19 protein-coding genes are annotated in these 22,669 nt (G+C 61.5%); 8 read left to right on the top strand and 11 right to left on the bottom strand.

The window, feature by feature from the left end:
- Nucleotides 1-148: 148 nt before the first annotated feature.
- A complete protein-coding gene (locus CKW30_RS06065; RefSeq protein ID WP_095180270.1) occupies nt 149-577 on the bottom strand; it encodes a nuclear transport factor 2 family protein in 429 nt (142 codons plus the stop codon).
- Between the two features lie 439 nt (nt 578-1,016).
- Here CKW30_RS06065 and CKW30_RS06055 point away from each other — a divergent pair, with 439 nt between their 5' ends.
- Entirely contained in the window at nt 1,017-1,826 is an 810-nt protein-coding gene (locus CKW30_RS06055) for an OBAP family protein (RefSeq protein ID WP_056789164.1), read from the top strand.
- Nucleotides 1,827-1,959: 133 nt separating this feature from the next.
- Here the strand turns inward: CKW30_RS06055 and CKW30_RS06050 are convergent, their stop codons facing one another.
- The gene (locus CKW30_RS06050; RefSeq protein WP_056789165.1) at nt 1,960-2,730 is read right to left on the bottom strand and encodes an alpha/beta hydrolase; all 771 of its coding nucleotides are present in this window, start codon (nt 2,728-2,730) and stop codon (nt 1,960-1,962) included.
- A gap of 111 nt (nt 2,731-2,841) precedes the next feature.
- Here CKW30_RS06050 and CKW30_RS06045 point away from each other — a divergent pair, with 111 nt between their 5' ends.
- Nucleotides 2,842-3,801, top strand: a complete 960-nt coding sequence (locus tag CKW30_RS06045; RefSeq protein WP_177434192.1) for an aldo/keto reductase — start codon at nt 2,842-2,844, stop codon at nt 3,799-3,801.
- A 333-nt stretch (nt 3,802-4,134) separates the two neighbouring features.
- Here the strand turns inward: CKW30_RS06045 and CKW30_RS06035 are convergent, their stop codons facing one another.
- Nucleotides 4,135-5,028 (bottom strand): LysR family transcriptional regulator, encoded by an 894-nt coding sequence (locus CKW30_RS06035; RefSeq protein WP_095180268.1) that lies wholly within the window; start codon nt 5,026-5,028, stop codon nt 4,135-4,137.
- 96 nt (nt 5,029-5,124) lie between these two features.
- Between CKW30_RS06035 and CKW30_RS06030 the strand changes: the two genes are divergently transcribed.
- Nucleotides 5,125-5,601 carry a cupin domain-containing protein gene (locus tag CKW30_RS06030; RefSeq protein ID WP_095180267.1) on the top strand — a complete coding sequence of 159 codons (477 nt, stop codon included), beginning with the start codon at nt 5,125-5,127 and terminating at the stop codon, nt 5,599-5,601.
- A gap of 324 nt (nt 5,602-5,925) precedes the next feature.
- Here the strand turns inward: CKW30_RS06030 and paoC are convergent, their stop codons facing one another.
- The 4 genes from paoC to CKW30_RS06010 form a co-directional block, all read right to left on the bottom strand.
- Entirely contained in the window at nt 5,926-8,124 is a 2,199-nt protein-coding gene (gene paoC, locus CKW30_RS06025; protein WP_095180266.1) for an aldehyde oxidoreductase molybdenum-binding subunit PaoC, read from the bottom strand.
- Entirely contained in the window at nt 8,121-9,077 is a 957-nt protein-coding gene (locus tag CKW30_RS06020) for a xanthine dehydrogenase family protein subunit M (RefSeq protein WP_095180265.1), read from the bottom strand. Before CKW30_RS06020 ends, paoC begins: the two co-directional genes overlap by 4 nt.
- Nucleotides 9,074-9,697 (bottom strand): aldehyde dehydrogenase iron-sulfur subunit PaoA, encoded by a 624-nt coding sequence (paoA, locus tag CKW30_RS06015; protein ID WP_095180264.1) that lies wholly within the window; start codon nt 9,695-9,697, stop codon nt 9,074-9,076. Before paoA ends, CKW30_RS06020 begins: the two co-directional genes overlap by 4 nt.
- 270 nt (nt 9,698-9,967) lie before the next feature.
- Entirely contained in the window at nt 9,968-11,722 is a 1,755-nt protein-coding gene (locus tag CKW30_RS06010) for an L-lactate permease (protein ID WP_095180263.1), read from the bottom strand.
- Nucleotides 11,723-11,966: 244 nt separating this feature from the next.
- Between CKW30_RS06010 and CKW30_RS06005 the strand changes: the two genes are divergently transcribed.
- Nucleotides 11,967-12,173 carry a hypothetical protein gene (locus tag CKW30_RS06005; protein WP_016775135.1) on the top strand — a complete coding sequence of 69 codons (207 nt, stop codon included), beginning with the start codon at nt 11,967-11,969 and terminating at the stop codon, nt 12,171-12,173.
- Nucleotides 12,174-12,224: 51 nt separating this feature from the next.
- Here CKW30_RS06005 and CKW30_RS06000 read toward each other — a convergent pair whose 3' ends face one another.
- Nucleotides 12,225-12,506 (bottom strand): hypothetical protein, encoded by a 282-nt coding sequence (locus CKW30_RS06000; protein ID WP_095180262.1) that lies wholly within the window; start codon nt 12,504-12,506, stop codon nt 12,225-12,227.
- Between the two features lie 280 nt (nt 12,507-12,786).
- Here CKW30_RS06000 and CKW30_RS05995 point away from each other — a divergent pair, with 280 nt between their 5' ends.
- Both CKW30_RS05995 and CKW30_RS05990 read left to right on the top strand, forming a co-directional pair.
- On the top strand, nt 12,787-13,809 hold the full coding sequence (locus CKW30_RS05995; RefSeq protein ID WP_095180261.1) for a hypothetical protein: 1,023 nt from the start codon (nt 12,787-12,789) through the stop codon (nt 13,807-13,809).
- A 90-nt stretch (nt 13,810-13,899) separates the two neighbouring features.
- On the top strand, nt 13,900-14,520 hold the full coding sequence (locus tag CKW30_RS05990) for a TetR/AcrR family transcriptional regulator (protein ID WP_024013291.1): 621 nt from the start codon (nt 13,900-13,902) through the stop codon (nt 14,518-14,520).
- A gap of 201 nt (nt 14,521-14,721) precedes the next feature.
- Here the strand turns inward: CKW30_RS05990 and preA are convergent, their stop codons facing one another.
- The 3 genes from preA to hydA form a co-directional block, all read right to left on the bottom strand.
- Nucleotides 14,722-15,996, bottom strand: coding sequence for an NAD-dependent dihydropyrimidine dehydrogenase subunit PreA (gene preA, locus CKW30_RS05985; protein ID WP_095180260.1), 1,275 nt, complete (start codon nt 15,994-15,996; stop codon nt 14,722-14,724).
- Entirely contained in the window at nt 15,997-17,364 is a 1,368-nt protein-coding gene (locus tag CKW30_RS05980) for an NAD(P)-dependent oxidoreductase (RefSeq protein WP_095180259.1), read from the bottom strand. It lies immediately after the preceding gene.
- Between the two features lie 164 nt (nt 17,365-17,528).
- A complete protein-coding gene (hydA, locus tag CKW30_RS05975; RefSeq protein ID WP_095180258.1) occupies nt 17,529-18,968 on the bottom strand; it encodes a dihydropyrimidinase in 1,440 nt (479 codons plus the stop codon).
- 624 nt (nt 18,969-19,592) lie between these two features.
- Here hydA and CKW30_RS05970 point away from each other — a divergent pair.
- Both CKW30_RS05970 and CKW30_RS05965 read left to right on the top strand, forming a co-directional pair.
- Nucleotides 19,593-21,077: an NCS1 family nucleobase:cation symporter-1 gene (locus tag CKW30_RS05970; RefSeq protein ID WP_095180257.1), complete on the top strand. Its 1,485-nt coding sequence runs from the start codon at nt 19,593-19,595 to the stop codon at nt 21,075-21,077.
- 136 nt (nt 21,078-21,213) lie between these two features.
- Nucleotides 21,214-22,497: a Zn-dependent hydrolase gene (locus tag CKW30_RS05965; RefSeq protein ID WP_095180318.1), complete on the top strand. Its 1,284-nt coding sequence runs from the start codon at nt 21,214-21,216 to the stop codon at nt 22,495-22,497.
- Nucleotides 22,498-22,669: the final 172 nt, after the last annotated feature.

Below are 22,669 nucleotides of genomic sequence, written 5' to 3'. Positions count from 1 at the left end.
ACATACAAGGTCAGGAGCAAGTCCTGCCTTAAGGAGCGATCGGTCTCCCCCAGAAACACATCTTCGTATGTCGCACCAGCGAGCTTAGATCTCATTCATGCTGGTGTGTGGGGAACATACAAGGAGCTGACGAGTGCATTCGGTAGGGTCAGGCTTTCGCGTTCGCCAGGTAGGCCCCCAGGCGCCGACCCATTTCTTCGCCCAGTGCCTGCAACCCGCTCAGCGGCCGCACCATCACTTCAAACTCGACAATTTTGCCGTGTTCATCGAAGCGAATCATGTCGATGCCTTTGAGTTCCTTGCTGCCGACCCTGGCGCTGAATTCGAGAATCACGTTCAGGCCATCCGCCGTCGCCAACTCGCGGTGATAGGCGAAATCTTCGAAGACTTCAAACACGGTGTTGAGGATCATCGCCACCACCGGCGCGCCGGGGTAGGGCGTGTGGGCCATGGGCGAGCGGAACACAGCTTGCGGATCAAGCAGTTCAGGCAGGGCTTTGAGATTGCCGCTGCGGATCATCTCGTGCCAGCGCGCGAGGGATGCGGCGACGTTGGGCTGCAAGGCAAGGTCGGGCATGGTCACTCCGGTTTTTATTGTTGTCGGTCGGCAATGACTGTAGATCAACCGGACCGAAAGTGAATCCCCAAGTCTCAGCCTGAATACCGCTTCATGCCCGAAGCGGATCAGATGCGCATCTGATCCGTATTTTTCTGTTTCATCTGCCTCTGTATTCAGTACAGCCACAGGCTCAGAATGCCCCGGCAGTGCGGCCAATCACCCTCCGACCTCATCCCGAAGCGTCCGGTGCACCGCACACCCCGCATCAAGGAGCGCGACATGTACAAGATGGCAATTTTTCTCGGCGGCTTTCTGACCTTGACCATTCTGATCGGCGTGCTGGCGACGATCTCTCCAGTCTGATCCGCGCGCATTTTTTCGAACTCCGCCGTTCTCCTGCTTTCAGTTGCAGAACAGGGCCAGCATGCGCCCGTTACAGAAGTTCGAGGAGTGAAACATGCGTACGACAACCTCGCAGGGACGTTGGGTTCCCATTGGTTTGATGGTCGCCGCGCTGACTGGTTGCGCGATGAGCAACACCGAGTCACCGGTGCAGACACCGGGTCAGGCCAAGGCCTCCGATACTGAAATGCTCGAAGTCGGCGCGCAGTGGTTGCAGGACAAACCGCCGATCCGCGCGTTGAACATGTACCTTGATGGCTTTCATTTTTACAACGGTCATCCCGGCGCGCAGATGGAAGCGCACCATTACTGCTCGGCGCTCAATGAGGAAGTGTTCCAGTGCGTGATCTACGACGGCAACACGGCTGAAGCGAAGTTGATGGGCGTGGAATACATCATCAGTCAGCGCCTGTTTACGCAATTGCCGGCAAAAGAAAAAGCCTTGTGGCACAGCCATGCTCACGAGGTGACTTCTGGCCAGTTGGTCGCGCCGGGCATCCCGCAAGTGGCGGAAAAGCGCCTGATGGAAAAACTCGCCAATACTTACGGCAAGACTTGGCACACCTGGCACACCGATCAGGACAAGCAACTGCCGCTGGGCGTGCCGCAGTTGATGATGGGCTTTACCGCTGACGGTCAGGCCGATGCACAAATGGTCCGCCAGCGCGATCAGCGTCTGGGCATCGACAGTGCCGAAAAGAAAAAGGCTCGTGCCGGGATCAAACCGGCGCCTGTCGCAACGGGGGCTGATGCGTGGCAGAAGGGCAACGCCGTGCAGCTCAACGACCCGACCGGGCATCAGCACGTCACGCCGCGCTCGGCCACCTCTGGCGATGAAAATGCCCGGAGCGGCAGTCAGCCTTAGCTTTGGACAGTAGCTGGAAATGGTGTTGTCGGTACCGGCGTCATCGCGAGCAGGCTCACTCCTACATTTGAAATGCGTTCCCCCTGTAGGAGTGAGCCTGCTCGCGATGGCGTCCGTCTGATCGCTACATCCTTCAGCGATTCAACACATCCACAATCCACTGCAAATATTGCTCGCGCTCGGAAATCGAGTTATGCCCCGAGTCCGGCACCACCTTCAGCGTCGCCACGCCCGCAGGAAAACGCTCGAACAGCCGCTGCGTACTGCTGCGTCCAATCACTTCGTCATCACTGGCCGCCAACAGCAACGTCGGTGCGCGAATATGCGCCGCGTATTTGCCCGATTCGAAACGATCCTTGAGCAACCACTTCACCGGCACCCACGGGTATTGCCGTTCGGCGATTTCCTCGAGGCTGTTGAACGGCGTCACCAGAATCAGATTCTGCACCGGCCGCTGACTGGCCAGGCGCACCGCCACCCCCGAACCGAGGCTGCGTCCGATGACTGCAATCTGCGGGTGGCTGGCATAGACCTGATCGAACAGCGCCAGCGCATCTTCGGCAATCGCGGCTTCCGATGGCGAGCCGGTGCTGCCACCAAAACCCCGATAGTGCAGGAAATACAGCGCGTAGTCGGGAAACGCCTCGGCGAATTCCGGCAGATTTCGCGAGACGTCCTCGGCATTGCCCCCGAAATAGATCAGAGCCCGCGTTCCGCTGCGCTCTCGGTCAGTCACCCAGACCTCGGCATCCGGCATCGACAGTTTCAAGCGCGAATCCGCTGCAACCACGGCGGCGGGCTGGGGAAACCAGATCAGCGAGCGCTGAAACACGAACAGCGCGGCGCACAGCACCAGGTAAACGGCAACGATGAAAACGACGAGTGACATCAGGGTTCGGGACATTCGGCTACTTTTAACGGGGAGAGAGGTTGGCTGTGGCAGTGTAGTTCAGCGCCTGCGCCTGACAGCCTGCGCACACACCATGCAACAGATCCGCGCAGCAGGAGGACACGCATGCGCCACACTGAGGGTTACTCCCGTCGCCGCTTGCTCACCCTGGCTGCCCAGGCTGCGGCGCTGTTCACCATTGATCGGGCGTTGGCCAGCAGCGTAGCGCCGACCGCCACTGCGCCGCACACGGCAGGAGACCAGACCATGCAGACCCGCGCCATCCCTTCCAGCTCCGAGGCACTGCCCATGGTCGGGTTGGGCACGTATCGCGGTTTCGACGTCGCCCCGGGCGATCCGGTTTACCGGCAGTTGCCCGCCGTCCTCGAAGCGCTGTTCAGAAAGGGCGGCACGCTGATCGACAGCTCGCCCATGTACGGACGCGCCGAGCAGACCACCGGTGAACTGCTTTCGATCCACGAACCACGTTCGCCGGCTTTTCTCGCCACCAAGGTCTGGACGCGCGGGCGCCAGGAGGGCATCGCGCAGATGGAGCAGTCCTTCAGTCTGCTGCAAACCGAGCGCATCGACCTGATGCAGATTCACAATCTGCTCGATTGGCAAACCCACTTGCCGACCCTGCGCGAATGGCAGGAGCAGGGGCGGATTCGCTACATCGGCATCACCCATTACACCTCGTCGGCCTACGACGAGGTCGAGGCCGTGCTGAAAGCCGAAAAGCTGGATTTTCTGCAGATCAACTACGCCCTCGATGATCGCGCGGTCGAGAAACGCATCCTGCCGCTGTGCCGTGAGCGTGGGGTGGCGGTGATTTGTAATCGGCCGTTTGGCGGCGGCGATCTGCTCGCCCGGCTCAAGGGCAAGCCGCTGCCGGCGTGGGTCTCGGATGTACAGGTCAACAGTTGGCCGCAACTGGCACTGAAATTTCTCCTGGCGCACCCGGCGGTGACCTGTGTGATTCCCGGGACCAGCAATCCGCGCTACATGGTTGACAACGCCGGAGCCGGTTTTGGGCCGATGTTGACCGATGCGCAGCGGCATCAGTTGATTGCGTTGCTGGGCTGATCAGCCCTTAAACTTCGCAAAGCCCTCCCGGTTAATTGCAAGTTGTTCTGAAAAACTGTCAAACCTGACAGTTGGCTGAGCTGTGCCCGATGCCAATCATGCAGTTCCAGCCAAACGGCAGATCAGTCATGAATTTGAAACACCAGAGATTTCTTGGTTTGGCAGGCGTCTGCCTGATATTGACGTCCCTTGAGGTAATCGGCGAAACCGCAGAGTACGTGTGCATGGGCAGCCAGCGAGGCCAAATCGCAATCGTGCGGGCAAATTCTTTATTGGAGGCGAACCAGATAGCCAAGGCAGCGTGGGGGGCTGCCGGCTGCTATAAAAAGTGACTCAACTGCGATAGCGCAACGCCTCCAGCAACAACGCAAACGCCGGCGCCGCCTGGCGTCGGCTCGGGTAGTACAGGTGATAACCGGAAAATGCCGGGCACCAGTCTCCCAGCACCTGGACCAGGCGACCGTCCGCCAGAAACGGCGCAACGACGTTTTCCGGGATGTAGCTCAAACCGAAACCGTCCAGCGCGGCGTCGAGCAATGGGTACACGCCATTCAGGGTGACCTGGCCGGAGACGCGCACTTTCAGGCTTTCACCATCCTTTTCGAACTCCCACGAATACAGTCCGCCATTGGTTGGCAGGCGCAGGTTGTTACAGGCGTGGTCGGTCAGGTCGCGCGGGGTTTGCGGTGCAGGGCGCCGGGCGAAGTAGGCGGGTGAGCCGACCACCGCCATGCGCATGTCCGGACCGATACGGGTGGCGATCATGCCTTGGGCGACGTCTTCGCCCAGGCGCACACCGGCATCGAAGCCTTGGCCGGCGATGTCGACGAAGCCATAGTCACAGCAAACCTCGACGGACACATCCGGGTACTGCGGCAGGAAATCCTGCAACACCGGACGCAGGATCCAGTTCAGCGAATGGTCGGTGGCGCTGATGCGGATCTTTCCCGCCGGGGTTTCGCGCAGGTTGCTCAGGGCGGCCAGTTCCACTTCGATTTCGTCGAAGCGCGGGCCGATGGTTTGCAGCAAGTATTCGCCGGCCTCGGTCGGCGACACGCTGCGTGTGGTGCGGGTCAGCAGGCGCAGGCCGAGTCGCGCCTCGAGACTGCGAATGGTGTGGCTGAGCGCCGATTGCGACACGCCGAGTTTGGCTGCGGCCTTGGTGAAACTGCGTTCACGGGCGACGGCGAGAAAGGCGAGCAGGTCGGTGGCGTTTTCCCGGAGCATTGATGATCGTCCTGCATAAGTTTTTTCGGATTCTAGTCGATTATCCAAAGAGTGCGGATCGCTACAGTGCTTGCATCATTTATTGGAGGAAAAGCCATGAACCCGATTGCTGCTTCTGCACTGACGCTTTCGCTGCTGGCTGGCGAGGTGTATGCCACTGAAAATCCGCGTGTCACGGTCACACCGAATGGCTCGCAACCGTCGGCCAAAGGCCCGGCTGACTGGTTTACCGGCACGGTGCGGGTGGATGCGCCGTTCAAAGGTACCGACGAGGCGCGGGTCAGTGGCGCGACCGTAACGTTTGAGCCTGGCGCGCGAACGGCGTGGCATACCCATCCGCTGGGGCAGACATTGATCGTCACCTCGGGGGCAGGGTTCGTGCAGGAGTGGGGGCAGCCAGTGCGGGAAATCCGGCCGGGCGATACCGTGTGGATTGCTCCGGGCGCCAAGCATTGGCACGGGGCAACGCCGACGACGGCGATGAGTCATATCGCGATTGCCGAAGTGCTGGATGGCAAGGTGGTGGACTGGATGGAGCAGGTCGGTGATGAGCAATATCCGAAGACCGAGTGAAACCGCGCCCCTCACCCCAGCCCTCTCCCGAGGGAGAGGGAGCCGATTGGGGGATGCTCGAGACGTTCGGCATTCTGCAAACGTGGTGGTGAATCCACTCGACCCCTAGCACCCCATGCAGGTGCGCTAACAGCATGCGACTCACCCCAGGCGTCTCCCGGGGGAGTGGGAGCCGACCGAGGTGTCTTGCGATGTGCATCGACCTGAACTTGCCGTTGCGATTATGGATACACAGAAAGACTTTCACGTCGCTGCACATCCTGAATATACCCGGATCGGTCCCCTCTCCCTTTGGGAGAGGGCTAGGGTGAGGGGCTTTTCGCTTCAGATCATCTCCGGCAACGAATCAAGAATCTTGTCCAGCGTAATCGGATACTCCCGCACCCTCGCGCCGGTGGCGTTGTAGATCGCATTCGCCACCGCCGCACTCACGCCGCAAATCCCCAATTCCCCCACGCCCTTGGCTTTCATCGGCGATGAAATCGGGTCGGTTTCTTCGAGGAAAATCACTTCCTGATGCGGTATGTCGGCGTGCACCGGCACCTCATACCCGGCGAGGTCATGGTTGACGAAAAAGCCCAGACGCTTGTCCACCGCCAGCTCTTCCATCAATGCCGCGCCGACGCCCATGGTCATCGCGCCGATGACCTGACTGCGCGCCGACGTCGGGTTGAGGATCCGCCCCGCAGCGCACACCGCCAACATGCGCCGTACGCGAACTTCGCCAGTGGCAGCATCGACGGCGACTTCGACGAAATGCGCGCCGAAGGTCGATTGCTGATACTTCTCGGCCAGATCACCGAACTCGATGCTGTCCTCGCCGACCAGTGCGCCGCCTTCAGCCGCGTTGCGCAGCGGCAGGCTTTTGCTGCCGGCGCGCACCTGACCATCGGCGAACTCCGCCTGATCCGCCGCGAGTCCGAGCTTCTGCGCCACCGCTTCACGCAGTTTCACACAAGCGGCATAGACGCCGGAGGTCGAGCAGTTCCCACCAAACTGACCGCCAGAACCAGCCGAAACCGGGAAGTCCGAATCGCCCAGACGCACCACCACATCATCGAGACCAACGCCCATCATCTCCGCAGCGGTCTGCGCGATGATCGTGTAGCTGCCGGTGCCGATATCGGTCATGTCGGTTTCGACAACGACTTTGCCGTCACGCTCCAGGCGCACACGGGCTCCGGACTTGACCAGCAGGTTGTTGCGAAACGCCGCCGCCACGCCCATGCCGATCAGCCAACGGCCTTCACGACGGCTGCCCGGTTGCGCCTTGCGCTGATCCCAGCCGAATTTCTCCGCGCCGATCTGCAGGCATTTGACCAGTTGACGCTGGGAGAACGGCCGCTCGGTTTTCACCGGGTCGACTTGAGTGTCGTTAGCGATGCGGAACAGCACCGGGTCCATCTTCAGCTGTTCGGCCATTTCGTCCATGGCAATTTCCAGCACCATCAGCCCCGGCGCTTCACCCGGCGCGCGCATGGCGTTGCCTTCAGGCAGGTCGAGCGGCGCGAGGCGCATGCTGACGCGGCGGTTTTCTGCGGCATAGAGCAACTGGCTCGGTTGCGCGGCCAGTTCGACCTTGCCGTCAGCAAGGTTGCCTGACCAGCCTTCATGGGCGATGGCGGTCAGCTTGCCGTCCGCCGTGGCGGCCATGCGGATGCGCTGAATCGTAGCCGGGCGATGGGTGGTGTTGTTGGCCATCTGCGGGCGGGCGAGGGCGACTTTCACCGGCCGCCCCGCCATGCGCGCGCCGAGAGCGGCGAGGATCACGTCGGCGCGAATAAACAGCTTGCCGCCGAAACCACCGCCGATGTACGGCGAGACCAAACGCACTTTTTCCTTCGGCAGGCCGAGGGTTTTCGCAATGTCGCCGACACTCCAGGCGACCATCTGGTTCGAGGTCCACACGGTCAGCTGATCGCCTTTCCACGCGGCCAGTGTGGCGTGCGGTTCCATCATCGCGTGGGACTGGTCTGGCGTGGTGTAGGTCTGATCGAACTGCACCGGCGCGGCGGTGAAGGCCTTGTCGAAGTCGCCGTGATTGACGTCGGGCAACTCGTCTTTCGGCTCGACGCCGAGGTCTTTGACGCTGGCCAGATCGAACTTGCCTTCGCTGGTCTCGTAATCGACCCTGACCAATTGCGCGGCGGCGCGGGCCTGTTCGAAGGTCTCGGCAACCACCAATGCAACGGCTTGCTGGTAATGCTGCACTTCGGGACCAGCGAGCAGATGCGCAGCGTTGTAATCACCCTTGTCGAGCTTGCCGGCGTTCTCGGCAGTAACGATCGCCAGCACGCCGGGCGCCGCTTTGGCCTCGCCCAGATGTATGGCTTTGATCCGGCCTTTGGCGATCGCCGAATCGACCATGAAACCGTAGGCCTGATTGGCTGCCGCTTCATGTTGTTCATAGGCGTAAGTGGCCTGGCCGCTGGTTTTCAGCGGGCCTTCAACGCGCTCGGTGGGCTGGCCGACGACCTTCAGGCGGTCGATGGGATTGGTGGTGGCGGGCGTGTCGAATTTCATGCGGTTTCCCTCGCTTGCGCCAACACCGAGGCCAGCGTGCGCTCGACCAGTGTCAGTTTGAATTGGTTGTCATCGGTGGGCGTCGCGCCTTCAAGCAGGCGTTCGCTGACTGCTTTGGCACCCTTGGGCAGCAACGCTTCAGCGGCTTCGACCCGCCACGGTTTCGGTGCAATGCCGCCGACGGCGACGCGGCCGGTGCCGTCCTTTTGCAGGATCAGACCGACCGAGACCAGGGCAAACGCGTAAGACGAGCGATCCCGCACCTTGTGATAAATGTGCGTGCCGCCAACCGGCGCCGGCAGGGTCACGGCGGTAATGAATTCGCCGGGAGTGAGGCTGGTTTCGATGTGCGGCGTGTTGCCCGGCAATTGATGGAAATCGGCCATGGCAATGCTGCGCGTGCTGCCGTCAGGCTTGACCGTTTCGATCTGCGCATCCAGCGCGCGCATGGCGATGGCCATGTCGCTCGGGTGGGTGGCGATGCAAGCGTCGCTGACGCCGATGATCCCCAACTGCCGGGTGACCCCGCCGATCGCCGCGCAACCGCTGCCTGGATTGCGTTTGTTGCACGCCTGGTGGGTGTCGTAGAAGTACGGGCAGCGGGTGCGTTGCAGCAGGTTGCCGGCGGTGGTCGCCATATTGCGCAGCTGCCCGGAAGCCCCGGCGAGCAGGGCGCGGGAGAGCAGAGCGTAGTCCTTGCGCACGCGCGCGTCGGCGGCCAGATCGGTGTTGCGCACCAGCGCGCCGATGCGCAGTCCGCCTTCGGGTGTTGCTTCGATCTGGTCCAGGCCGAGGTGGTTGATATCGATCAGGTGGACTGGGGTTTCGATGTCGAGTTTCATCAGGTCAAGCAGGTTGGTGCCGCCGGCGATGAACTTGGCGCCTTCGACGTGCGCAGCCTGGGAAGCGGCTGCGGCAGGTGAGTCGGCGCGGCTGTAATTGAAGGCTCTCATGCCGGCACCTCCGCGACTTCAGTGATGGCTTCGATGATGTTCGAGTAAGCGCCGCAGCGGCAGATATTGCCGCTCATGCGTTCTTGCAGCTCGGCGGGGATCAGTTTCGGCGGCTCGGTCAGGCTCGGGCTGACGTGGCTGGGAATGCCGTCGCGGATCTCTTTGAGCACCGCGACCGCCGAGCAGATCTGCCCCGGCGTGCAATAGCCGCACTGGTAACCGTCGTGCTTGATGAACGCGGCCTGCATCGGGTGCAGCTTGTCCGGCATGCCGAGGCCTTCGATGGTGGTCACCTCACTGCCGTCGTGCATCACCGCCAGGGTCAGACAGGAGTTGATCCGCCGACCGTCGGCGATCACCGTGCAGGCGCCGCACTGGCCGTGGTCGCAGCCTTTCTTGGTGCCGGTCAGGTGCAGGTGTTCGCGCAGGGCGTCGAGCAGGGTGGTACGGGTGTCGACTTCGAGGGTTTGCGGTTTACCGTTGACTTGCAGGGTAACTTGACTCATGGCCGGTTGCTCCAGACTGGCCGCGTAGGCCTTGAGGCTGATAAAGGGGGGCATAGCGAACGCCGTCGCGGTTACGGCGCCGAGGATCATGAAGTTGCGTCGGGAAATCGGCATGGTTCGATTCCTTGTCTCTCATCGGGCGGCAGGATTGCAAAAGGCCCAAACGGGCGCGCCGGCATGCATGCCAGTCTCGTAAAAGGAGTGACCGCAGCGGGAGGGAAAAGGTTTTGTCGGATTTGCGCTAAAGAGTTATGTGCTGAACTCATCAATTGGCCTGTGGGAGCGAGCCTGCTCGCGAAAGCGTCGGGTCAGACCCAGCCGCTGCTGGATGTGCCGACCTCTTCGCGAGCAGGCTCGCTCCCACAGTGGAGTTGTGTTTTGCAGTTATGGCCCACCCACCACCATCGAGGTAAACGGTGCGACATACGCCTGCAACGTCACCAGCCCGCCGACCAGGATCGCCAGCACGATCGAGTGGAAGAACACGTAACGCAGGATCTCGCCCTCATGCCCGTACCAACGGGTCGCGGTGGAGGCGACGACGATCGACTGCGCGTCGACCATTTTGCCCATCACCCCGCCGGAACTGTTAGCTGCCGCCATCAGCACCGGGCTGATACCCAGCTGTTCCGACGTTACCCGTTGCAAGCCGCCAAACAGTACGTTCGAAGCGGTGTCGGAGCCGGTCAGCGCCACCCCCAGCCAGCCGAGCAGCGTGCCGAACATCGGGTAGAAAATCCCCGTCGCCGCAAACGCCAGGCCCATGGTCGCATCCAGTCCCGAATAGCGGGTGAGGAAGCCCAGCGCGAGCATCGCCGCAATCGTGATCAGTGAAAACCGCACCACCCACAATGTGCGCAGGTACTGCTTGATCAATTGCGGGATCGAATAACCCATCAGCAAGCCGCCAACGATCGCCGCCAGCAAGATCCCGCTGCCGGTCGCGGTCAGCCAAGTGAACTTGTAAATCGCTTCCTCGGCTTTCGGCGCCGCGACCACGGGCGGCACTTTTTCTATTTGCAGATGCAGACCGGTGAAGGTCACCGCCGGGGCGAAGATCGGATTGGCCTCGCGCACCGGTTTGCCTTGCGGGTCGAGCTTGGCCGATTGCGTGACCGGGTCGATCACCGGGCGCGTATCGAACATGTTCTTGAAGCCCTGGGTGCCCCAGGCAAACACGAACACCGTGAGAATGATCCACGGCATCCACGCACGCATCACTGCCGGGCGCGCCTGATCGCTGAACGCGGCGCTGGCGGTGACTGTTTCTTCGTCGACCTTGGAGTTGTCGACGCGCCCGGACAGCGTTGCCGAGGTGTGGATGGTCGCTGGTTTCCACACCTTGAGGAACAGCGTCAGACAGGCCATGGAAATCAGCGCAGCGATCACGTCCACCAGCATCGGCCCGTGGTAGTTCGAGACGAGAAATTGCGGGATGGCGAAACTTACCCCGGCCACCAGAATCGCCGGCCACACCTCGAGCATCTTGCGCCACCCGGCAAACGCCCAGATCAACCAGAACGGCACCAGCACCGAGAAGAACGGCAACTGCCGCCCGACCATCATCGACAGCTCCATCTCGTCCAGCCCGGTGACCTTGGCCAGGGTGATGATCGGCGTGCCCAGCGCACCGAAAGCCACTGGCGCAGTGTTGGCGATCAGCGCCAGGCCCGATGCGGCCAATGGCGAAAAACCCAGGCCGATCAGAATCGCACCGGTCACCGCCACCGGCGTGCCAAAGCCTGCCGCGCCTTCGAAGAACGCACCGAAACAGAAGGCGATCAGCAGCAATTGCAGACGTCGATCATCGGTGATGCGCGCGAGGGAATCCTGCAGCACTTTGAACGAACCATTCTCCGTGGTCAGGCGATGCAGAAAGATGATGTTGAGCACAATCCAGCCGATCGGCAGCAAGCCATTCGCCGCGCCGAACAGCGCCGCCGAACCGGCCATGCCCGCTGGCATGTCGAAGGCGAAAATCGAGATCAGCAGGGCCGACGCCAGCGCCAACAGCGCCGCCAGATGCGCCTTGACGTGAAAGAACGCCAGCGCCGCGAGCATCACCACCACCGGCACTGCGGCCATCAGCGTGGAGAGCACCGGGTTGCCGAACGGGTCGTAGATTTGCTGCCAGACCATGGTCCACCTCTGCTTATTGTTATTGAGGGCGCAGATCCATTGCATGGGGGTAGGTTGCAAGCAGTATAGGTGGCATTCCGCCGCCGTTCGGGCATGGCGAACGGGCCGACCAACGGTCGATAGTGGCCACTGAATCAACGTGCTTTTGCCCGGTCGTATCTGCGGCTGCGCGCACTGCGTCCCGAAGACGCGGGCAGCGTGGCGATTTCCGTCGTCAAGACCTTGGGTTTTAGGGAAGTGTTGAATGAAGCAAGCGACAACGATGCTGCTCACTGTGACCGCCGCCGTATTGCTGAGCGGCTGTATTGCGGATTTTGATGATGACCACCGCCATGGCCGGCACTACGACCGCGACCACGGCCGCTATTACGACCATGATCGGCGTTGGGACGACCGCGATGACGACCGCCGCGATGGCCGTCGTTATCACCGTGATCGCGATGATGACTGATTGAAAGCAGAGGGCGTTCCCGTTAAGGGAACGCCCTCTGTGCATCAGCCTTCAGTTGAAAAAACGAGCGTTCGCCTGGACGCGGGATCGCGCAGGCACCGGGGCCTCGTGATCGAGCAGATGGGTGGCGAGTATGTCGCTCAGAAAACGGAACTGATCGTTGAGGCCGACCACTTCATTGCTGAAATGATTGCTGGCGGCGGGCATCAGCAGATCGTCGAAATCTTCGTTGAACACCAGCGTCTGCGCCTTGCGCGGCACGACGTGCTGTTGGTGGTAGTTGCTGCCGAACACCGGGAAACTCACGGAGAGGGTGACTTGGGTGTGGATCATGATGTGAACGCCTCGTTGTGTTTCGGATGAGTCAATCGTGCCTTTCATCATGGGAGGGCGGAAGGCAATCGTGGCGATGGTGGATATCGATGGTGGTGATGGTTGAGGTTTGCGGTGCTGCTGATGGCGCCTTCGCGAGCAGGCTCGCTCCCACAGGTGCAACACATTTCAAATGTGGGAGCGAGCCTGCTCGCGAAGAGGCCGGAACCTTCAGCATCGAAATCGACTGACCCACCTATACTCAAACCTGCACCTCCCCAAGCCAAAGGACACCGCCACCGTGAACCCGCGCACGCTGGTCGTTGCCGCACTGTTTCTGCTGGCCGGCTGCGCCACTTCGGCCCGGGCGCCAGTGAGTGCGCCGCAGGCGGTGGTGGTGTCGGCGCAAACCTGGCAGCAGATCGACCGCGAGATCCTCAGCGCATCGCAGCAGGCCACCGAGCAGGTCAAGCTGTTCGCCCGTGGCTCGATGGAACATTGGCGCACTCGGGTCTATCAGCAAACTGAAGAAAATTTCATCCCCTGGTTCAGCAGCTACTGGACCCAGGAATGGCTGTCGATGAAGGTCAGTTGGTACACGATCAGCGCCGGCGGTGAGCAGGATGCTTCGACGAAACGGCTGGCGGCGTATCTGCTTGAGCAATATCAGGAAAAAGTCCTCGCGCCGGTCGCAGTGGAGATCGACCCGGATGCGATCCTGGCGCAGGCCACGGCGTTCTACGCGCAGTTGATGGCGCAGCAGATGCCGCTCATCGCCCAGCGTCACGGTGTGCCGATTGCGCAGCTCAACGGACGCTTGCAGAAGATCCCGGCCATCGCCCTCGGCCCGCCGCCGGCGCGGGATGCTTCGCTGTTCAAAGTCATCAGCACCGAGCCGCTGAACACCCTCCCGGCGTACGCCGCGCTGATCGATAAGATCCACACCGACGGCGGCGCCAAGGGCATCTCTTCCACCGAAGCAGCCATGGCCCCGGTGGCCAAGCGCGCCAGCCAGCGCATCGAAGCCGAAATGGCCCCGCGCGGCGCCGCCAGTGCGGTGGCGGCAGCAGCCGGGAAACTGGCCGGGGCGATGATTTCGGTCGGCGTGGCCGGCATACGCGCAATCATCCAGGCCAACGACCGCCCCGACAGCGAAGCGCTGATCCGCAGCAGCCTCGGCAACACCTTCGACAAGGCCTGGCAGAAGCTGCTGCAGAACCCGACCACTGGGGTGATGGCCGGCACGTTGCACATGGCCGGGCAGGTCGAAGGCAATTTGGGCGTGAGTGAGCAAACGCCTATCGGTGTGAGCGCTGTGCCATAGCGCCTGCACCTGTGAAGTTTTGTTGGTGGCGGTCGCGCCCGGATCAGAGCGGATGCTAGTCTTGCGCAACGCTGTTGTCAGGGAGCCCACATGGGCAATCACAAGATCGAGATTCGCCGCAGTAACGTCGAGAAAATCCTGCTGGCGGCGGAAAAGGTTTTCGCCGAAAAAGGCTTCGGCAGCACCGCCATGGCGGACATCGCTGCCGAAGTGCAGTTGCCGCGTTCCAATCTGCATTACTACTTCAGCACCAAGAGCGAGCTGTACAGCGCAGTGCTGTTCGATCTGCTGGAAGTGTGGAAGCAGGACGCGCTGTGCTTCGAGATGTTCGACGACCCGCGCGTGGTGCTGAGCAGTTACATCCGCGCCAAGATGAATCATTCGCGCAGCCGGCCCTATGGCTCGAAAGTCTGGGCCAACGAGATCATCCACGGCGCGCCGACCCTGGGCGAAGCGCTGGATGCGAGCCTGTATGACTGGGCGAAGATGAAGGAGGCGAAGATTCGCCAGTGGGTCGAGGACAAGCGGATTCTGCCGGTGGAGCCGTCGGGTTTGCTGTACATGATCTGGGCGTCGACGCAGCATTACGCCGACTTTGATCATCAGGTGAATATTCTCAATGATCACCAGCCGTTGTCGGATATGCAGTTCGAGCGTGCGGTGCAGACCGTGACAGGTGTGATTTTGCGCGGGATCGGGCTGGAGCCTTGAAGAGCACCATCAAGGGCTTACCCTCACCCCAGCCCTCTCCCAGAGGGAGAGGGGGCCGACCGAGGTGTATTGAGAGGTACATCGACCTGAAAGACCGTGTCGATTATGGATTCACAACAACTCTTTCAGGTCGGCGAAGTTTGTCAGCATCCCCAATCAGTCCCCTCTCCCTTTGGGAGAGGGCTAGGGTGAGGGGTTTTTTCAGACTGCAACGTGATAGGGGTTGCGCGGATCATGATTCCAGTCCAGAAACGGCTTGCCCGTGTCCATCGGTACCATCTCGATGCAGTCGGCCACGGGGCAGGTGATCTGGCACAGATTGCAGCCCACACATTCCTCATCGATCACTTCATATTTATGCGTACCGTCGGCCTGTTTCAAACTGTCGATCGCCTGGTGTGACGTGTCTTCGCAAGCAATGTGGCAACGCCCGCAACCGATGCACGCCTCTTGGTCGATCTTCGCGATCACCTGGTAGTTGATATCGAGGTACTTCCAATCCGTGGTGTTGCCCACGGCGCGCCCGGAAAACTCGGCGATATTGGCGTAACCCTGGCTGTCCATCCACCGCGACAAGCCGTCCTTCATCTCTTCGACAATGCGGAAACCATGCAGCATCGCCGCCGTGCACACCTGCACCGCGCCGCTGCCCAGCGCCATGAACTCCGCCGCGTCGCGCCAGCTGCCGATGCCGCCGATGCCGCAGATCGGCAAGCCCGGGGTCTGCGGATCACGGGCGATTTCCGCGACCATGTTCAGCGCAATCGGCTTGACCGCCGAACCGCAATAACCGCCGTGGGTGCTTTTGCTGCCGACGGTGGGCAGGGCGACCATGTGGTCCAGGTCGACGCTGGTGATCGAGTTGATCGTGTTGATCAGCGACACCGCATCCGCGCCTCCACGATGCGCCGCCCGGGCAGCGACGCGGATGTCGGTGATGTTCGGGGTGAGTTTGACGATCACCGGCAGCGAGCAGTACGTCTTGCACCAGCGTGTCACCTGCTCGACGTACTCCGGCACCTGGCCGACCGCCGCGCCCATGCCGCGTTCGGGCATGCCGTGGGGGCAGCCGAAGTTCAGTTCGATGCCGTCGGCGCCGGTGGCTTCGACCAGCGGCAAGATGTGTTTCCACGACTCCTCGACACACGGCACCATCAGCGACACGATCAGCGCGCGATCCGGCCAGTCCTTCTTCACCTGGGTGATTTCGCGCAGGTTGATTTCCAGCGAGCGGTCGGTGATCAGTTCAATGTTGTTGATGCCCAGCACTTCGCGATTGGCACCGTAATGCGCCGAATAACGCGAGGAAACGTTGACCGCCGCCGGATCCTCACCCAGGGTTTTCCAGACCACGCCACCCCAGCCCGCTTCGAAGGCGCGGACCACGTTGTAGGCCTTGTCGGTGGGCGGCGCGGAGGCCAGCCAGAACGGGTTGGGCGCTTTGATACCGGCGAAGACTATCGAGAGATCGGCCATTTACGCAGCCTCCACGTTGAGCATCAGTTGAGCGTTGATCGCCTCGGCGGCGCGTTTGCCATGCTGCACCGCTTGCACGGTAAGGTCCTGATCGAGGCTGGTGCAGTCGCCGCCGGCATACACGCCGGGGACGCTGGTGCGCAGGTGTTCATCGACCTCGATGCGTTCGCCCTGACGTTTGAGCTCGCGCGCCAACGGATCGCTGAGGGTGCTGTCATCGAAGCTCTGGCCGATCGCTTTGAAGATCGCGTCGGCAGCCAGCTCAAAGGTTTCTCCGGTGGTTTGCAGACGGCCTTCAACCAGATCAGTGCGGGCGAAACGCATGCCGCGCACGCGGCCCTGATCATCGAGCAACACTTGCTCCGGCTGCGCCCAGGTCAGCAACCGCACCTGATTGGCTTTGGCGATGTCCTGCTCATGGTGGGTGGCGCCCATGTCTGCCGCACCACGGCGATACACCAGATTGACGTCGCGCGCGCCGAGGCGGGCCATTTGCACGGCCATGTCGATCGCCGTGTTGCCAGCGCCGAGAACGATGCAGCGTTCGGCCAAGGGCAACTGCGTGAGGTCATCGGCCTGGCGCAGTTCGCGGATGTAATCGGTGGCGGCGAGCAGGCCCGGCGCGTCTTCGTGGGCCAGACCGAGTTGCTTGCTGGCATTCAGGCCGAGGCCGAGGAATACCGCGTCAAACTGCTGATGCAGTTCGCTCAGGGTCAGGTTTGCACCGAGTTTCTGGCCGTGGCGGATTTCTATCCCGCCAATCTGCAGGAGAAAGTCCAGCTCCTTCTGCGCGTAATCGTCGACCAGTTTGTACTTGGCGATGCCGTACTCGTTGAGCCCGCCGGCCTTTTCCCGTGCTTCGAAAATCACCACATCATGCCCGTGCATCGCGCTGCGATGGGCGCAGGACAACCCGGCCGGCCCGGCGCCGACCACGGCGATACGTTTGCCCGTGGCCGGGGCGCGCTGGAACGGGTGTTCAGCGAAATGCGCGTTGTCCACGGCATAACGTTGCAGCAGACCAATCAGCACCGGTGCGCATTCCTGCGCGTTGTTGCGCACGCAGGCCTGCTGGCAGAGGATTTCCGTTGGACAGACCCGCGCGCAACTGCCGCCGAGGATGTTTGCCGAAAGGATCTTCTGCGCCGCGCCCTGTACGTTGTCCTGATGGATGTTGCGGATGAACGACGGGATATCGATTTCGCTGGGGCACGCATTGACGCAAGGCGCGTCGTAGCAATACAGGCAGCGCGAGGCTTCCAGATGCGCCTGCCGGGTATTGAGCGGCGGCGCCAGATCAGTGAAATGGCCGGCGAGGGCGGCCGCGCTTTCGTGCGGGTGGGGAAGGTGGTTCAGGGTCTCGATCACGGTTCATGGCCTCATGGCTAATTGAGGTGCTGCCTCTGGTGGGCAGTGGTTGATCGTTCCCATGCTCTGCGTGGGAATGCCTCAAGGGACGCTTTGCGTTCCAATGGGACGCAGAGCGTCCCGGGCTGCATTCCCACGCAGAGCATGGGAACGATCACTAGGGGTCAGCGTTTAACGGCAGTCGGTTTATGCAACTCCGCCCGCTTGCTCAACAAATCAAACACCGCCGGATAGGCCGGCCGTTCGATGTAGCGTCCGGCGCCGCGTTCGGCGCGCAGGTCGCCGTTGGCCCAGACCACGCGGCCCTGGCTGACGGTGTGGCTCGGCACGCCGCGCACGGTCTTGCCTTCGAAGATGTTGAAGTCCACCTGCTGATGGTGGGTCTTGGCGGAAATGGTCCGTGTGCCTTGCGGATCCCACAGCACCAGATCGGCATCGGCGCCCACGCGGATCGCACCTTTGCGTGGATAGAGATTGAAAATCTTCGCGGTGTTGGTGGAGGTCAGCGCGACGAAATCCTGCATCGACAATCGTCCGGAGTTGACGCCTTCATCCCACAACACTGCCATGCGGTCTTCGATGCCGGCGGTGCCGTTGGGAATCTTGCTGAAGTCGTCGCGCCCGGCGGCTTTCTGCTCGGCGCAAAAGCAGCAGTGGTCGGTGGCGGTGGTGTGCAGATTGCCGTTCTGCAGCCCGTGCCACAGCGCCTCCTGATGGCCGCGCGGACGAAACGGCGGGCTCATCACGTAGCCGGCAGCGGTCTGCCAGTCCGGGTGTTGATAGACGCTGTCGTCGAGCAGCAAGTGCCCGGCCAGCACCTCGCCGTAAACCGGCTGGCCCTTGCTGCGTGCGTAGGTGATTTCGTCGAGGGCTTCCTTGGTGGAAACGTGCACCAGGTACAACGGCGTGCCGATGGTTTCGGCGATACGGATCGCCCGGCTCGCGGCTTCACCTTCGACCTGCGAAGGTCGCGACAGCGGATGCGCTTCCGGCCCGGTAATGCCCTGAGCCATCAGCTTGCGTTGCAGGTGATAGACCAGCTCGCCATTTTCCGCGTGCACGGTCGGCACCGCACCGAGTTCCAGGCAGCGCTCGAAACTCGCCACCAGAGTGTCGTCGGCGGCCATGATCGCGTTCTTGTAGGCCATGAAATGCTTGAAGCTGTTGATGCCGTGGTGGCTGACCAACTCGGCCATTTCCTCGCGCACCTGCTCGCTCCACCAGGTGATTGCGACGTGGAAGCCATAGTCCGACGCGGACTTTTGTGCCCAGCCGCGCCACTGATGAAACGCTTCCATCAGCGATTGCTGCGGATTGGGAATGACGAAGTCAATGATCGAGGTAGTGCCGCCGGCCAGACCGGCAGCGGTGCCGCTGTAGAAATCTTCGCTGGCAACGGTGCCCATGAACGGCAACTGCATGTGCGTATGCGGATCGATGCCGCCGGGCATCAGGTACTGGCCACTGCCGTCGAGCACTTCTGCGCCGGCGGGAATGTCGAGGTTTTCACCAATGGCTTTGATCACGCCGTCAGCGCAATAGACGTCGGCGCGGTAACTTTCATCATGGGTAACAACGGTGGCGCCACGGATCAACAGAGACATTCCGGATTCCTCGCAGGCATGACCGACTTGTGCCGGTTCTAAATGTTTTATTGAAGTACAGCGGCGCAGTTCGTATTCCTGTCATCGCTGTCAGGAATAGAAACTAGTCGCGATTTCAAGAATGATCAAGAATATTTTTTATAAGCTTATAGCTGTTTCAAGCTATTGATAAATAAAGGTAAAAACGAGAAATCACCAAAATGGGTAGGGCGCTCACCATTTTGACGCACTTGACAGGATGGAAATATGAGCAAGATTTCCTATGTGAAATCAGCCGCTTGAAGTTGTGCTGCGGTTGCGGGTTCACCGACAAAAATAAATGCAGTGCACCAGTTTGAGTCCTGACACTTCGGACAACTTGCCCGATGTTTAGCCTGAGCGTTCAGACAAGTTTTCCCGGACTCAGCGAATATTCAATTAAAACTGATGAATATCAGAAAGTTGCAAAGCGTGCAGTGCACCGCCCAAGCGTTCAGCGCCAGACCCGGCACGTTTATTGATGCCGCCGCTGACACCATGGCCGGTGCGTGAAAGTTGTCAGTTCCTCCGGCCATCGTCCGGCTGGCGCCGTATGCGCTCGCCGCCTGATGAGCAAAAAATAATCAGAAGAACAGTGGAGCGGCCATGCAACAGACCAGATCACAAGTGACCGAGCGCGACGGCTTGTTCGAGCTCGAAGCCGGCAACGACGTCCTCGACAGCCCCCGTTACAACCACGACATGGCACCGACCAAGGTGCGCGAACGCACCTGGAACAAATGGCACATCACCGCGCTGTGGGTCGGGATGTCGATTTGCGTGCCGACCTACACCCTCGGCGGCGTGCTCACCGCGTATTTCGGCTTGAGCGTCGGCGAAGCGCTGCTGGCGATTCTGTTTGCCAACGTCATTGTGTTGATTCCACTGACCCTCAACGCCTTCCCGGGCACCAAGTACGGCATTCCGTTTCCGGTGCTGCTGCGCTCGTCGTTCGGCATTCTCGGTTCCAACGTGCCGTGCCTGATTCGCGCGTTGGTGGCGTGTGGCTGGTTCGGCATCCAGACCATGTTCGGCGGACTGGCGATCCACCTGTTCCTCGGCTCGGTGTTCGAGGGCTGGAAATCCCTCGGCGGCACCGGCGAGGTGATCGGTTTCATGGTGTTCTGGGCGCTGAATCTGTGGGTGGTGATTCGCGGCGCCGAGTCGATCAAATGGCTGGAGACCCTGTCCGCGCCGCTGCTGGTTGCAGTGGGCATCGGCCTGCTGGTGTGGGCGATGCCCAATGTGTCGATGACTGAGCTGCTGGCGATCCCGCCCAAGCGCCCGGAAGGCGCCAGCGTGGTCAGTTATTTCGCGGCAGGGCTGACCGCGATGGTCGGCTTCTGGGCCACGCTGTCGCTGAACATTCCCGACTTCAGTCGCTACGCCAAGAGCCAGAAGGATCAGATCCTCGGGCAGATTTTCGGTCTGCCGCTGACCATGTTCCTCTTCGCTGCGCTGGGCGTGGTGATGACCGCCGCATCGGTGAAACTGGTCGGCGTCACCGTGTCCGACCCGGTCACGCTGATCGGGCATATCCAGAGCCCGGTGTGGGTCGCTGTGGCCATGGCGCTGATCATCGTTGCCACACTGTCGACCAACACCGCCGCCAATATCGTCTCGCCGACCAATGACTTTCAGAACATCGCGCCGAAGGTGATCAACCGCACCAAAGCGGTGTTGCTCACCGGTCTGGTCGGGCTGGTGCTGATGGGCCATGAACTGCTGAAAAAGCTTGGCCTGATCGTTTCCGACATCAGCCTGGAAACCGTGTACTCAAACTGGCTGCTGGGCTACTCGAGCCTGCTCGGGCCGATCGCCGGGATCATGGTGGTGGATTATTTCCTGATCAAGAAACAGCGACTGGACCTCGCCGGGCTGTACCGCGATGACGTGTATCCGGCGTGGAACTGGGCCGGTTTTCTCGCCTTTGGCGTGCCGGTGGCGCTGACCTTGCTGTCGCTGGGCAGCGATGCGTTCAGCTGGTTCTACAGCTATGGCTGGTTCACCGGCTCGGCGTTGGGCGGAGCGATTTATTACGGGTTGTGTGTGATGCGGGCGCAGCCTTCGGTCGTGAAAACAGCGGTGTAGCACATGATCGTTCCCACGCTCTGCGTGGGAATGCAGCCCGGGACGCTCCGCGTCCCAACAGCGGACGCAGAGCGTCCATGGATGAATGCCCACGCAGAGCATGGGCACTATCGGCATCAGCATTGAGGAGATCCCCATGAACGCAGCCGTAGACGTTCTGCAGTCCACCCATCAGCACATCAACCGCGATCGCCTCTGGGCCTCGCTCATGGAACTGGCGAAACTCGGTGCCACGGTCAAGGGCGGCGTCTGTCGCCTGGCCCTGACCGACCTCGACCGCCAGGCGCGCGACCTGTTCGTGCAGTGGTGCAAGGACGCCGGTTGCAGCGTCACGGTCGATGCCGTCGGCAACATTTTCGCCCGGCGCGCCGGGCGCAACCCGAGCCTGCCGCCAGTGATGACCGGCAGCCACATCGACACCCAGCCCACCGGCGGCAAGTTCGACGGCTGCTTCGGCGTGCTCGCCGGCGTCGAAGTGCTGCGCACCCTCAACGACCTCGGCGTGGAAACCGAAGCGCCGCTGGAAGTGGTGGTCTGGACCAACGAAGAGGGCTCACGCTTCGCCCCGTGCATGATGGGCTCAGGGGTCTTCGCCGAGAAATTCACCCTCGAAGAAACCCTCGCCAAGGTCGATGCCGACGGCGTCACGGTCGGCGAAGCACTGAATGCGATCGGCTATGCCGGTCCGCGCAAGGTTAGCGGGCACGCGGTTGGCGCGTATTTCGAAGCGCACATCGAACAAGGCCCGATTCTCGAGGACGAAGAGAAAACCATCGGCGTGGTACTCGGCGCGCTCGGGCAGAAGTGGTTCGACCTGAAATTGCGCGGCGTCGAAGCCCACGCCGGCCCGACGCCGATGCACCTGCGCAAGGACGCCTTGGTCGGTGCCTCGGTGATCGTCGGCGCCGTCAACCGCGCCGCCCTCGGCCATCAGCCCCACGCCTGTGGCACGGTCGGCTGCCTGCAAGCCTATCCCGGCTCGCGCAACGTGATTCCCGGCGAAGTGCGCATGACTCTGGATTTTCGCCACCTGGAGCCGGCGCGGCTGGATTCGATGATTGCCGAAGTGAAACAAGTGATCGAGGCGACCTGCGAAGAGCACGGCCTTACCTACGAACTGACCCCGACCGCCGACTTCCCGCCGCTGTACTTCGAAAAAGGCTGCGTGGAAGCGGTGCGCGGTGCTGCGAAAGGGCTGGGTCTGTCGCACATGGACATCGTCAGTGGTGCCGGGCATGACGCGATTTTCCTCGCCGAGCTCGGCCCGGCGGGAATGATTTTTGTGCCATGCGAGGGCGGGATCAGCCACAACGAAATCGAGAATGCCGCGCCGGATGATCTGGCAGCGGGGTGCGCGGTGTTGTTGCGGGCGATGCTCGCGGCGTCGGCGATGGTGGCGGCCAGCGAGCGTGCCGCCTAAGGTAAACACACCCAGTAAACCTGTGGGAGCGAGCGTGCTCGCGAATGCGCCGGGTCAGTCACCGAATGGTCTGTCTGACCCAGCGCTTTCGCGAGCAGGCTCGCTCCCACAGGGGTTTTTTGGCGATTTTGGGGTTGTGGCACGATCCCGAGCCGCCGCGGTCGTACTCTTC

The organism is Pseudomonas sp. Irchel 3F6 (genome assembly GCF_900187595.1).
Lineage (GTDB): Bacteria > Pseudomonadota > Gammaproteobacteria > Pseudomonadales > Pseudomonadaceae > Aquipseudomonas > Aquipseudomonas siliginis.
The sequence above is the reverse complement of the archived record's forward strand: the minus strand, read 5'-3'. Positions and strand labels throughout refer to the sequence as shown.

Coding starts and splice junctions, on each gene's coding strand:
- CKW30_RS06065 (WP_095180270.1), bottom strand. CDS start 577: ATGCCCGACCTTGCCTTGCAGCCCAACGTCGCCGCATCCCTCGCGCGC.
- CKW30_RS06055 (WP_056789164.1), top strand. CDS start 1,017: ATGCGTACGACAACCTCGCAGGGACGTTGGGTTCCCATTGGTTTGATG.
- CKW30_RS06050 (WP_056789165.1), bottom strand. CDS start 2,730: ATGTCCCGAACCCTGATGTCACTCGTCGTTTTCATCGTTGCCGTTTAC.
- CKW30_RS06045 (WP_177434192.1), top strand. CDS start 2,842: ATGCGCCACACTGAGGGTTACTCCCGTCGCCGCTTGCTCACCCTGGCT.
- CKW30_RS06035 (WP_095180268.1), bottom strand. CDS start 5,028: ATGCTCCGGGAAAACGCCACCGACCTGCTCGCCTTTCTCGCCGTCGCC.
- CKW30_RS06030 (WP_095180267.1), top strand. CDS start 5,125: ATGAACCCGATTGCTGCTTCTGCACTGACGCTTTCGCTGCTGGCTGGC.
- paoC (WP_095180266.1), bottom strand. CDS start 8,124: ATGAAATTCGACACGCCCGCCACCACCAATCCCATCGACCGCCTGAAG.
- CKW30_RS06020 (WP_095180265.1), bottom strand. CDS start 9,077: ATGAGAGCCTTCAATTACAGCCGCGCCGACTCACCTGCCGCAGCCGCT.
- paoA (WP_095180264.1), bottom strand. CDS start 9,697: ATGCCGATTTCCCGACGCAACTTCATGATCCTCGGCGCCGTAACCGCG.
- CKW30_RS06010 (WP_095180263.1), bottom strand. CDS start 11,722: ATGGTCTGGCAGCAAATCTACGACCCGTTCGGCAACCCGGTGCTCTCC.
- CKW30_RS06005 (WP_016775135.1), top strand. CDS start 11,967: ATGAAGCAAGCGACAACGATGCTGCTCACTGTGACCGCCGCCGTATTG.
- CKW30_RS06000 (WP_095180262.1), bottom strand. CDS start 12,506: ATGATCCACACCCAAGTCACCCTCTCCGTGAGTTTCCCGGTGTTCGGC.
- CKW30_RS05990 (WP_024013291.1), top strand. CDS start 13,900: ATGGGCAATCACAAGATCGAGATTCGCCGCAGTAACGTCGAGAAAATC.
- preA (WP_095180260.1), bottom strand. CDS start 15,996: ATGGCCGATCTCTCGATAGTCTTCGCCGGTATCAAAGCGCCCAACCCG.
- hydA (WP_095180258.1), bottom strand. CDS start 18,968: ATGTCTCTGTTGATCCGTGGCGCCACCGTTGTTACCCATGATGAAAGT.
- CKW30_RS05970 (WP_095180257.1), top strand. CDS start 19,593: ATGCAACAGACCAGATCACAAGTGACCGAGCGCGACGGCTTGTTCGAG.
- CKW30_RS05965 (WP_095180318.1), top strand. CDS start 21,214: ATGAACGCAGCCGTAGACGTTCTGCAGTCCACCCATCAGCACATCAAC.